This is a genomic window from Emticicia sp. (assembly GCF_049241225.1).
Taxonomy (GTDB): domain Bacteria; phylum Bacteroidota; class Bacteroidia; order Cytophagales; family Spirosomataceae; genus Emticicia.
Genome location: NZ_JBMLRC010000368.1, coordinates 1 through 12282, shown reverse-complemented (window position 1 = coordinate 12282; position 12282 = coordinate 1). Strand labels below are relative to the sequence as shown.

The 12282-nt window shown below is 32.7% G+C and carries 8 protein-coding genes and 1 pseudogene; 3 read left to right on the top strand and 6 right to left on the bottom strand.

The genetic code is table 11. The features are described from left to right. Positions 1 to 377: pseudogene (locus ACOVO2_RS19445) on the top strand (hypothetical protein); the annotation flags it as partial. A 122-nt stretch (positions 378 to 499) separates the two neighbouring features. Here the strand turns inward: ACOVO2_RS19445 and ACOVO2_RS19440 are convergent. The 6 genes from ACOVO2_RS19440 to ACOVO2_RS19415 all read right to left on the bottom strand — a co-directional run bounded on the left by ACOVO2_RS19440 (position 500) and on the right by ACOVO2_RS19415 (position 10228). After that, positions 500 to 3607 carry a lantibiotic dehydratase gene (locus ACOVO2_RS19440; protein WP_421771572.1) on the bottom strand — a complete coding sequence of 1036 codons (3108 nt, stop codon included), beginning with the start codon at positions 3605 to 3607 and terminating at the stop codon, positions 500 to 502. A 3-nt stretch (positions 3608 to 3610) separates the two neighbouring features. Then, entirely contained in the window at positions 3611 to 4081 is a 471-nt protein-coding gene (locus tag ACOVO2_RS19435) for a hypothetical protein (RefSeq protein ID WP_421771571.1), read from the bottom strand. Continuing rightward, entirely contained in the window at positions 4078 to 6285 is a 2208-nt protein-coding gene (locus ACOVO2_RS19430; RefSeq protein ID WP_421771570.1) for a peptidase domain-containing ABC transporter, read from the bottom strand. The genes ACOVO2_RS19435 and ACOVO2_RS19430 overlap by 4 nt, the downstream gene beginning before the upstream one ends. 33 nt (positions 6286 to 6318) lie before the next feature. Next, positions 6319 to 7488 (bottom strand): lanthionine synthetase C family protein, encoded by a 1170-nt coding sequence (locus ACOVO2_RS19425; RefSeq protein ID WP_421771569.1) that lies wholly within the window; start codon positions 7486 to 7488, stop codon positions 6319 to 6321. A gap of 126 nt (positions 7489 to 7614) precedes the next feature. Beyond that, complete coding sequence (locus tag ACOVO2_RS19420; RefSeq protein ID WP_421771568.1) at positions 7615 to 7758, bottom strand: class I lanthipeptide; 144 nt, start codon at positions 7756 to 7758, stop codon at positions 7615 to 7617. A 13-nt stretch (positions 7759 to 7771) separates the two neighbouring features. Further along, complete coding sequence (locus tag ACOVO2_RS19415; RefSeq protein ID WP_421771567.1) at positions 7772 to 10228, bottom strand: outer membrane beta-barrel protein; 2457 nt, start codon at positions 10226 to 10228, stop codon at positions 7772 to 7774. A gap of 35 nt (positions 10229 to 10263) precedes the next feature. On the opposite strand from ACOVO2_RS19415, the gene ACOVO2_RS19410 reads away from it, so the two are divergent. Together ACOVO2_RS19410 and ACOVO2_RS19405 are read left to right on the top strand one after the other, a co-directional pair. Then, entirely contained in the window at positions 10264 to 11292 is a 1029-nt protein-coding gene (locus tag ACOVO2_RS19410; protein WP_421771566.1) for a sensor histidine kinase, read from the top strand. 31 nt (positions 11293 to 11323) lie between these two features. Then, positions 11324 to 12049: a LytR/AlgR family response regulator transcription factor gene (locus ACOVO2_RS19405; protein ID WP_421771565.1), complete on the top strand. Its 726-nt coding sequence runs from the start codon at positions 11324 to 11326 to the stop codon at positions 12047 to 12049. The last annotated feature ends 233 nt before the right edge of the window (positions 12050 to 12282 follow it).

Here is a 12282-nt window from a genome sequence, read left to right as displayed (position 1 = left end):
GCTTGCAAACTACGCCAAACATGAAAGCATTATTACCCGAAAAAGAACGAGAGATTTCGAGCAATACATTAGCTCAAAGTATTCGAGATAAAATTGATAGAAATTTACTTAAACATAAAACAATGGAAGACCTCAGGAAATCCTTAGAAAAGGAAGGGGTAAAAATGTACCACAATCGAGGAGTAAGTTTTTTGGATACTAAGACTGCCGCAAAATTTAAAGGCTCTGATTTGGGTAGAGAATATTCATTGATGAATATTGAAAAACGATTAGAGCAGCAGCCAGAGAAAGAAAAAGCTGTAATACCCGAAAAAACGAAGGATATTGAAATAAAATCTTCACCAAAACTTGAAATGGATTGGGGAATGGGGTTGTGAAATTTATAAAATATTGAAAATTAACAACCTGATATAATGTACCTTCTCCTATTCAAAAATCTTGTGGGATGTAAAATATTTAATTCATATCAAACAAACTCTTGAGTAACCACTAATCTCATTCAGAAGTAAGTTTTTTGAATAGCACTTTTAGTTTTTTTCATTTCCACGGATTTATAATGGCGAAAAAGAAAGTCGTAAATGAGCAATTCGTGTAATCGTTGATTAGCTGGAATCAAGCGATTGAGAAGCATATGGATATGGCTCGATAATAAATTGGATAAACTAATATGTAATTGTTTTTGATGATGGCAGTTTAAAATTTTATCTACAATTGGCATAATATACACTGAATTTTGTTTTAAAACCGTCAGCATTTCTGTAAAGTGAAAATGAGTTAGCTCTTCATTTTCAATGTTCAAAATAGCTTCGATAACAGGTCGGTTTTCTCTATATTTTTTATCTACCTGCTGTTTTAAGGCTAAATCTATACCGAATTCCCGTCCAAAACTATTTTTTAAGGCATCCATTAAAGCCAATTTATCAAGTAAGTTTACCTGAAAACTACTTAAAAGGTCATCAACAGCTTTCATTCCCCATAACCAACGAATGTTTTCTCTTTCATCACCTTCGGTTGATTCTAAAAAAAATAGTATTGATTGACTATTAAAGAAAAACAGTTTTTCGGATAAGGTTATATTTTCAAAGCCGTAGCGTTCTAATTCTCGTGCATAGGTTTCGGTCTGAATTTTCCAGATATACTTTACCTCTTCGGCAGGTCGAATAAATTGATAGAATAATTGAATCACTTCACCAATTTTTGATGTATCGGGCAAATGAAAACGAACTCTTAGATGATTGTCGGGGTCAGAGTAACGAATAAAAAACCAAGAATCAATCAGTTTTTTTAGCAACAATTCATCAACCAAAGGTTTGATGTTTTCAAGCAAAATTTTGTCAGCGACTTTTACACCGCAATACAATTTAAAGTAAAGCCATTCTGAGCCGATAGAAAAGTCTCGTTGGATTTCATGTTCTTGTTTCTTTATTTTCGGAAATTGATAAACACTTTTCTCTCGAACTAATAAAGCTATAAACTGATTAACAAATCCTTCATTTTGCTTGTTTTTGATAACTTCGCCAGCTTTTTCGTGCAAAAACTCTTTCAATTGAAAACTCTCTCGATTCTTTATCGCATCATTGAACGCCTCTACACTCAATGGATTTTGCCAATCTATCAGAAGCTCATTATCTCCATCGGCAAGAAGCATAAAACGAGTAAAATTCAACCCTACCCCTGCCCCCATTCCAAATGAGAGAGAAGTTATATCTGTTCTCGTTAAATTCCATGATGCTGGCTCTATAATGGTATTTTTGTAAGTGATTCTTGGTAAAAACTTAAATTTATCAGCCAATGCTCTCCATTGAAAGCTAAAACTTGTGCGGAGATTTTGGTGCTGTAAATCACACAAAAATTGATAAACTGGCAGAGCGTTATAGCTGTAATTATGGGCATTACTTAGGCGTGGAATAACGATTTTATTAAGTCTTTTTGAATGCAAAATTATCTTTCCACTTTTTACTGAAACGTATAAATCTTGTAACAAAATCTGATTTTCGATGGGTAAAGAAGATTTTCCAAGAAAAGGGATTTCATATTTTCTAAAAACTGGGTGTAGTAAGATATTTCCAGTTCGGCTTTCAGGTAAATGTATGATTTCGGCAAAAATGATGTCAGGATTCTTGTTTTGTTCTATTTCGGCAATTTCTTTGGATATTGCCGAAATCTCATCATTTCCATGAGCGAATCTTCCGAGTAAATTGATACTGCTTGAACCGCTACAATTTTCTAAAAGTATTTTTTTGCCTTGTTTTTCGCTTTCTACTACACGAAACATTACAGACAGCGAAGGTGGTAAATCTGACCAATCGGCCTCAGGTAAGTCTTTTAAATCCTCTTCGCTTATTTCGATTGAAAATTGATTTTGCTCGTTGGCTGTTTTGAGCTTTTCAAAGAGAAAGCTTTCGATACCATTCCATGAAATATTTTTATCTTGCTGATTATCAGGCAATTTCAAGTTTTCAATCAAGGGGCTTAGTGTATTATGATTGCTATTTTCAAGATAACCAATACCTATTTCTGCATCTAAAACTTCGAGCAAGAACCTTTCTTGTTCTTCGTAGCGAGCAGAAAACCTTTTGGCAAAATTCTTTAAATTTTCTCTTTCTTTTTTAGGCGTTAATCGGTTCAAAACATTTAGGCTTGCTTCAATATCATTTTGCCAATTTGAAGCAATTTCCCTTTCAATATTTGTATTAAACAAATCAGTTTGGAAAAGTTTGTTTTCTTCAAAATGGATATTTAAAGTATTTATCTTTTCTTTAATTATCTGATAATCAAGCAATTTATTAAACTCATTTTGGTCTAAGCTTTCGATTAATGTTTCAATTTCTTTTAAATCGTTGGTGAGTTTTATTATGCTTTTATCTTCAATTTTTTCTAAAACATTGATGATTTGTTTAGTGAAAATATCTCCTGTGATACTTGGTTCTAAGTTATGCACCAATATTTGGGAAGCGATGAGTTGGTCAATGAAAGGCTGTGCTTCTTCGGTTGAAATTTCATCATCAATGATTATATGAATTAGGTCAGCATAGGTTGCTCCATTTTTAGATAATTGTAAAACTTTTTGAAGGTACTCACTATCAGTCACCGCACTAATTTGGTGCATACGTTTACCATCAATATACTGGTATTCGATGTAACGCAGTTCGTCACCAATTTGATAAATGCTTGTATTGGGGTAATAGGTAAGTTGTTCTTTTACAATAGGATTTTTGACTAATTCCTGTGCCAAAGCACAAGAAAAGTGCATATCGAAGCGGGTTTGACGTTTTTGTGATTGAAGAACGACATTGTTCTCTTTGCCCCATTCAAGCACCGAGCAAGCAGCAAACAAACCATAGGGTGTACAACGGCTCATCATTCGGCTGTAATATTTGCAGAGTGATACTACGAGTTTTTGCTCTTTTTTCTTTTCAAATACTTTTCCTGCAATCCAGTCTAAACTCATGCGATAAAGGTCTGGCGAAGCCAAATAAATGGCCTCTTGAAACCACGTTTCTGCACATATTTCTTTGAGTTTTGCTTCGGTGATATTTTCAGGTTTAAAGGGCAAAGCGGGTGTGCGAACGATGAGTTTTTTATGGAAGTGGTAGAGGGTTTGCATAGGTTAATGAGGTTTTCGAGCAAAGAAATAAATCAATCGCTTTTTTTCAATAACAGTATTTATTTCGATAGCAAAAGTTTTGGGTAAATCGGAGATATTATAAGGTTGAAAATGGACTTCTATTTCTATAAGATTATCATCTGTTTTTGTAATAGAAATAATTTTTGCCGAAAACGACTCTTGGTTTTTATCTTTTGTTTGAATGATGATAGAATCATTTTTCAATAAACATTGAGCTTTAGAAACAGGTATTTTAAAGCTTGTTTCGTAGTGATTTTGATTACGAAAAGCCATTGATTGAATAATTTGATAAGTGGGATACTCGATAATAAAACACATAAAAAAGAAAGTTAAAACCGCAAAAAGTAGCATCAAATTGCCATTTCTTACTATCCAACTGAATTTTTTGCCGAGTAATTCTTGTGTTTCAAAACTCAATAAACCTATGTCATCTTCTGTGGTATTATCTGTCATGTTCCTAATTCTAATTGATTTCTTACTAAATCATAATAGATTCCTTTTTTACTGACCAAATCATTATGCGAGCCAATTTCGGCGATTGTGCCTTTGTCTAATACCACAATTTGGTCAGCACTACGCACAGTACTTAAACGATGGGCAATAATGACAGCCGTTTTGTTTTTTAGATAATTTGAAAGATTGGATACTATTTCTTTCTCATTATTGGCATCTAAGGCACTGGTGGCCTCATCAAAAAACAGGTATTTGGGGTTTTTATAGATTGCTCTCGCAATCAAGATTCGTTGTTTTTGTCCAGTGCTTAGTCCAATGCCCCCTTTGCCAATTTTCATGTTGTAGGTATTGGGCAATTCATCAATAAAACCATGAATATTAGCTATTTTTGCTGCATTTATTAACTTTTCTTGGTCAATAGTTTCATCCCCCAAAGCAATATTTCGGGCAATTGTATCCGAAAAAATATAGCCTTCTTGCATCACAGTACCACAGTTTTCTCGCCAAATGTCCGTTCCTAAATCTTGAAATGGTATTTTATTGATAGTTATCGTTCCTTCATTTGGTTCATAAAACTTCAAAAGTAATTTCATCAAAGTTGTTTTACCACTTCCGCTTACGCCTACGATTGCGGTTACTTTGTTAGCAGGAATCACTAATGAAAGATTTGACAAAATCATGGGCGATTTTGAGTCTGAGATGTATTTGAACGAAACATTTTCTAAAATAATATCATCAATATTGAATGTGGAAATGTTTTTTGGGGATACTGTTTCTTCATTGGGCTTTGAATGAATTTCGTTGATTCGCTCAATACTTAAAAGTGCATCTTGGTAAAGCCTGATAAATTCTACTAAATCATGAATAGGTGAATTTAACTGTCCGATTATGTACGAAATCGAAAGCATCATACCAAGCGTTATCTCTTCATTGAGGACAAGTTTGGCCGCTAAAATCGTGATAAAAATATTTTTCAGTTCATTGATAAGCGACGAACCAAGTGTTTGTAATTGCTGAATATTGAGGCTTTTTATATTGATTTTATAGAGTTTTATCTGCAAATGCTCCCATTCCCAGCGTTTTTGACGCTCGGCATTGTGGAGTTTTATTTCTTGCATTCCATAAATCAATTCTAAGTTTTTATCCTGATTCATCGAAAGTTGCGTAAACTTTTTATAATCTAAATCGGCTCTTTTCTTTAAGAAAAAAATAACCCACACAAAATATAAAATACTTCCAATCAAGAAAACTAAGAAGATTTGTAGGCTGTAATAAATCAAAACACCCCCGAAAACTAAAAGATTGAGTGCTGAAAAAACGATATTAAGCGTACCACTCGTCAGGAATTTTTCGATACGTTGGTGGTCGTTGATATGTTGGAGTAAATCGCCAGTGAGTTTTACATCGAAAAAATTGATAGGCAATTTCATCAATTTGATGAAAAAATCGGTCAAAAGATGAATATTGATTCGACTACTTAGATGAGTCAGAATTTCATTTCGTAGCACTTCTACCAATATTCTGCCTACAAAAAGCACTAATTGCCCAATCAAAACCAAATAAATAAACGATAAATTATGTTGCCGAATACCCACATCAATGATGCTTTGGGTAAGAAACGGAAAAACCAATTGCAAAAAACTACCTATAAGCAGACCAACAAATAATTGAAAAAGAATGTATTGGTAGTTTTTGAGGTAGCTTAATACAAAGCGAAAACCGTTTAGGGCATTTTTATTTTTTGGAGAGCGGTGTGTAGTGAGATAAAAATCGGGAGTAGGCTCAAGTGTCAGAATGATTCCTTCACCGTACTGATTGGTAGCCCAACCTTTCAAAAACTCTGTTTCGGAAAATATGATTTTGCCATAAGCTGGGTCAGATACATAAACTTTATCATTTTCGATTTTATAGACAACTACAAAATGCCGTTGATGCCAATGGGCGATAAACGGAAAAGGTTGTTCATCTTTGAGGCTTTCAAAATCAATTTTAAAACCTGTTGTTCGGAATCCAATTTTTTCGGCAGCCTCGCTCATGCCCATCAAGCTACTGCCTACCCGTGTGGTGTAACAAAGTGAGCGTAGAAAGTCTGACGTATAATGATTTCCGTAATATTGACTAATGATTTGCAGACAAGTTGGTCCGCAATCCATTTCATCTAATTGCCGAAAATGAGGAAATTTATCTTTTTTTATACCAAACATCAACAGGTAATTTTTATGGGCAAAGGCATAGGGTTACAGCAAAAACATTTTTTCCCAACTTAATTTTTCTTTAGAAACATAGCTCAAAAAAACCAAACTGATGCCTACATAACCACTCAATAAAGAGCCCTTTTCTTTTCCAAAAGTATCTTTTTGAAGAGCCTCGTCTGTAAAATCAAGAGTTCGGTCGAGCCAATATTCATAGCCTTTATAATAGGCTTCAATGCCAGTGAGCCGATGAAATGTTTTATAAAATTGAGCGACACCTGCCGAGCCATGACAAAAATGAGCATCAGTTACCATTGTTGTTTTTTCGTCTTTACGCATGAGTGTTGAAAGCCCCAAAAGGTCGGCTTTTTTTTTAAGTGTAGGGTCTCCCAGAAAATCGCTTGCGTGATAAAGCAAAAGCACAATATTGAGGTCACCATAGCAAAAAGCCAAACGGTTTGAGAAGTTTTTTACGCCTGTTGCTTCATTGATTGTTGATGGGAAATAAGAGTATTTATTATTATCAAAATCAGTTTGTTCAAAATGCGACATGATAAAATCGGTGCCTTGTCTGATGATTTCGGGAATAATATCTTTGCACAATCCTTTATTATAGGCATTCATCAAAATTATTAAAAAAGATGGTTGCCCATGCGAAAGACTAAAGTTGATAGCACCCTCGTCTTTCTCTGACATAATGCTCGGAAACCACAAGCCTTCATCTGAAATGATGGCTTTTTCGAGGATTTTCTCAATTAATATTTCGGCATTTTGTCTAATTATTGGGTTATCTAATCGCTCTAAAAAATAAAAAATAATACCAAAAGCACCATGCCAAAAATCTAAATTTCGCTCCTCAATGAGTTGCAGGGCAGATTCGTACAAGTATTCGTCTAAATCTGCCAAATCTTCATCTAATGATATTTCTAAGAAATTATTTTTTTTGAGCATCGTAACGACATAGCAAAAACCAGCCACCCCACCACTATAACTTGCACCAAAAAACTTTGGATTATCATTGTTTAAATCTTCAAAGATTTCATTGATATACTGATTGGTTTTGTCATAGTACTTTCGGTCATTTGTGGCTTGCCAAAAATGATACTCCTGCCAAATCGCCCCTATTTTACCTCCGAAAAGAGTATCTTTTTCGTAGTTGATAGTTGCATTAGCTTCATGTATTTTTTTTAGATAATTGTTGATAATAAATTTCATGTATGGCTTGTTTCATATTTTGTGTAAATTTAGGTGAGTTGGGGTTAAGGTTAAAAAACTATGGACGAAATTTGGATTATGATAATGAAAGTGAGCTGAAAGCCCCCGAAGGGACTTTTTTTAATTTCATCCTTTGTCTCCAGCCGTAGGCTTTTTTGTCCTCGGGTCGTCATCACCATCACCACCATTAATTTTGCGGAGTTGTTGGTTATTTAGTTTTGTGATTGTTGTTTTTTTAAAGAATAGTTTAGAGGTTTCTACTTTTTTCATTTTTTTAATTATTTTAATTACTATTATTTATTCTATTTTTTTCTTTGTCAATACCTGTTTTTTTCTCTTTAACTTTAATATTAGAATTCCCAAACTTATAGTTAAATGAAAGTTGAAAAAATCTTGATTCTGCTTTTCTATTGATAATTCCACTTTGTAGATTACTAAAAAAACTATACCTATAATCCATAGTATTAAATATATCTGTTACGTTAAGCCTAACTTCCCCTCTTTTACTAAAAATACTTTTTTGGAGGCTTACATTTGTCCTGTAAAAGGGCTTCCATCGTACAATACCAACAACTTGGGGGCTTATATAATAAGTGGACAAGTCTAATTTCCAATTATTTTTAAATTTAAAGTTGTTATTTGAAAACACATAAAAAGAATTCCCTATTTGAAAATCAAGACCAGGGATACTTTCTAAATGATTTCTGGTTTGATAATATTCTACACCCGATGATGTTTGCCAATTATTAGTTATATTTTTATTGTAACTAATATCGAAAATAATCCAATCATATCTCATAAAATTTTGATTTTGTAATACTATTGAATTATCCATAATTAATGGAACACTTGTATATTCATTTTTGGTTGTTAGGTAGGTTGCAGTAAATAACAATGTTTGTTTATAGGAATAGTTTAATTCTAAAGTATTAGTTAGTGCGGGTTTTAAATAGGGATTTCCCAAATAATATTTATATAAATTAGCGAATATAATTTGATTATTGAACTCTGTATATTCAGGTCTAACAATTTTACGACTATAAGTAAATGTAAATTGGTTAGTATCAGAAGGTGAAAATTGTATAGAAGAACTTGGAAAAAGTTGAATATAGTTTTGTTTGGCTTCAATCTTATTATTCAAATTAATTCCCTTAGCATCAGTACTTTCACCCCTTAATCCAAATTTATATTCTATTTTTTTCCATTTATTTTCATATTCCAAAAATGCAGCGTTTACTGTTTCAGTATAATTATAATCAAAACTTTTTTTGGGGTCATTTGTCCATTGCTTATCTACATTACTTTGAAATTGGAAATTCATATCCAAGATTGTCCTTCTAAATTGCACTCCACCCTCCAATAAACCTGTTTTGAAAGGGTGTGTATAATTTGCTTTAAATGATTGAATTTTTATCAATTGGTCTGATAGCGTATTTATCGCTAAATCATTTCGATAATTGTTGTTGGTCAATAAATTCAAAAAAGTATTGTTAAACTCATCGTTCCAATTAGTATCATACAAACCATAATCTAAGTCAATGCTTAACTCTCGTCCTTTTTCTTCAAAAGAGTGTTTCAAATAAAGGTTATTATTTAAATTAGAAAAAATCAGGCCTCCATTAAATTTCATTTTAATAATTGAATCAATTTTAGCATTATTTAATCCAATCTGGGTTTCACCATTTACATTTTTCAATCTCTCGTTTTTATCAGCTTGTATAAGTAAGCCTATCGTAGTTTTTGGCGTTGCATAATAATCAATACCTATTTTGGCAAATTGTAATCTTCTCGTCCTTTCTTCATAATCATTGTCTTCAAAATACCTCTGCTGCTCACTTTTTGTTGTTCTCTCATTATAAGATTTTATATATTGCTGCGTGAATTGGTTAGTATAGTTTCCAATAAATGAAAACTTTTCTTTTTTATAATTAAGTAAAATCCCTCCATTATATCTTGGTAAAATGCCTGTTCCAACTCCGAGTGTAAGATTTCCTGTTGAACCAAAGTTCTTTGCTTTTAATGTTTTTATATTAATTACAGCCTTTCCCGAGGCTTCATACTTTGCTCCTGGATTGCTTATCAATTCTATCATCTCAATGCTTTGGCTTGGCATCGAATTTAATAAACCTTCAAGACTTTCATTTTTAGCATTAACCAACTTTCCGTCAATCAAAATCATTACAGGTTTCCCTTTGAGAAGTACAGAACTATTTTCAGCTTGAACAAATGGTGCAAACTTTAGAATATCAATCGTAGAACCACTATTAGATAAACTTGTTCCATCAACATTGAGTATAACTTTATCTAATTCTTGTTGAATTATAGGTTTCGATGCCTTAATTGTTACCGCATTTAGATTTATATTGTCAAATACTAAATAAATTGGAGGTACTAACAATGTTTCATTATTAATTAAAATATTATTTTTAAATACTTTGTATCCAACATACTTAACAACTAATTCATAAGTGCCGATTTCGGTATTTTTGAATTCAAACTTCCCATCTTTATTGCTTAATAAATTTTGAATTGCGATGCCTTCTCTTTTCAATTCAATACTTGCAGAAGGCAAGGGTAGTTTCGAAATAGAATCTAATACTATTCCATTGATGACTTGAGATTTGCTCTGACCAAAACTATAAACTGCATAAAAGATGAAAAATGATAATTTTATAAGTGCCTTCGCAAATCCCATGTTTTTTATTTTAATTTGTGTCCAAAATTCATATATACTTTTCAATTTTTCAAGCAGAATACATAAACTATGTTTTTCTAATGACCAAATCGTATTATCAGCGTATCAATTTCAAGATAATTATCTTACATTCTATCTGTTGGATACTTTATATTATTTATTCAACTGGAAACATTTTAATATTACACCCCAAAGAAATACTTGTTTGGGATGATATGTTAGTTTATTATTTAGGAATAGCGTTTTTATTTTATTTTTTAGTAAATGTTACACTAAAAGTTCTTGTTGAGGAAAAAAAAATCATCTATGGCTTATTATTATTATTATTTAATATTTTTGTTTTTTACCTAATTGAGTATAGCCGTTTATGGCTTGCTGAATTTATGGAAGACACGGAAGAAATTCCCCATTACCATTCAAATCTAAAATCTTTTTTTGTAGTTTATATATCCGAACTAATTCAGTTTGTTGCAGCAGGTCTTGCTTGGTGGTATTATAGTTTTTCTATCAAACAATCTCAAGAAAAACTCGCTCTCGAACAACGCAACCACGAGATAGAAGTTTCGTTTCTGAAATCTCAAATTAACCAACATTTTGTTTACAATATGCTCAATATGTTTTATTCTAATGCCATGAAGTATTCTGATACTTTGGCAGAGGGGATATTATCATTGTCGGAGTTAATGCGATTTTCGGTTTCACATGAGCAAAACTCGCTTATCGCTGTATCGGAAGAAATAAAATATGTAGAGAGCTATATTCATCTCAACCAACTACGTTTTGAAGAAAAGCTCCTCATTAATTTCAAAACTGAGGGAGATTTGGGTGCCTATAAAATTCCGCATTTGTGTATCCTTACTTTGGTCGAAAATGCCTTTAAGCATGGTAATCTCAAAACCGAACCATTGGATATTACTATCATCGCAAATACTGAAGAACTAAAAGTTTCGTTAAAAAATCAAAAACGTAGCTCAAAAATTGAAGAATCAACAGGCATTGGGCTTGAAAATTTAAAAAGACGTTTATCTTTGTTGCTCGAAAATCGTTTTTCACTCGAAACCCATCAAGACCAAAATTTCTTTTATACTGAGTTGATTATAAAACCGTAAGTCGGTCGCCCTAACTAACCTATTACAAAACATGAACTGCATAATCATTGATGACGAAATCCATGCCATCGAATTACTAAAAACGTATATCAGTCGAGTTCCATTCCTCAAACTCGTATATGCTACACAAAACCCAATCGAAGGGCTTACTTATATTAATACACATAAGCCCGACTTGGTTTTTTTGGATATTCACATGGATGAGCTTTCAGGACCAGAAATAGTAAAACTAATCAAAAGTCCTTCAAAAGTAATTTTCACGACCGCCTACGACAATCATGCGATTGAGGCCTACAACGATGGCGTAATTGATTATTTGCTCAAACCTATTTCGTTTGAACGCTTCATGCGAGCAACTCAAAAGGCAATTGGCACCGATGTTCCGCCTACTAATGCCGAACCCCTTGCTGACAAATCAAGCATTTTTATAAAAGTTGAAAATAAAGGAAAAATGCTCAGAATTAAACTCGAAGACATCATCCATGTAGAAGGTATGCGAAACTATATTGGTTTTCATACCCAAAGTAGCGGTTTGATTTTAGGTTTACTGACATTTAAAGAAGTAGAAGAAGCACTTCCCGAACCACAATTTATTCGTATTCATAAATCACACATTATTGCATTCGACCGAATTGTGGGCATTGATGGCAATGAAGTTGTGATACGAACCGATAAAAAAGAAACTAAGATTCCGATAGGCATTACCTATAAAGACAAATTTCTTTCGATGATAAATGAAGTAGGGAGAAAACAATAAGCCTATTTAATATAAAATATAGCAAGTAATACAAAAGCCGTTGTCGAAATTCGATAACGGCTTTTGTGTTTTTAAAGGCTCGTATCTTCAAATTGGTACTAACTAAAACCAAATTGGTGTATTTAATTTTCGGATGCATGATTATGAAATAATATTTGTATCATCAAAAACACACAATCTATTTAAATCTTAAAAACAATGGAACACTTAGCAACCAAAGTTCGTAAACTCCG

Bases quoted from the DNA above. Each gene is read 5' to 3' on its own strand.
- ACOVO2_RS19440 (WP_421771572.1), bottom strand. From the start codon at position 3,607: ATGCAAACCCTCTACCACTTCCATAAAAAACTCATCGTTCGCACACCC.
- ACOVO2_RS19410 (WP_421771566.1), top strand. From the start codon at position 10,264: ATGACCAAATCGTATTATCAGCGTATCAATTTCAAGATAATTATCTTA.
- ACOVO2_RS19420 (WP_421771568.1), bottom strand. From the start codon at position 7,758: ATGAAAAAAGTAGAAACCTCTAAACTATTCTTTAAAAAAACAACAATC.
- ACOVO2_RS19425 (WP_421771569.1), bottom strand. From the start codon at position 7,488: ATGAAATTTATTATCAACAATTATCTAAAAAAAATACATGAAGCTAAT.
- ACOVO2_RS19435 (WP_421771571.1), bottom strand. From the start codon at position 4,081: ATGACAGATAATACCACAGAAGATGACATAGGTTTATTGAGTTTTGAA.
- ACOVO2_RS19430 (WP_421771570.1), bottom strand. From the start codon at position 6,285: ATGTTTGGTATAAAAAAAGATAAATTTCCTCATTTTCGGCAATTAGAT.
- ACOVO2_RS19405 (WP_421771565.1), top strand. From the start codon at position 11,324: ATGAACTGCATAATCATTGATGACGAAATCCATGCCATCGAATTACTA.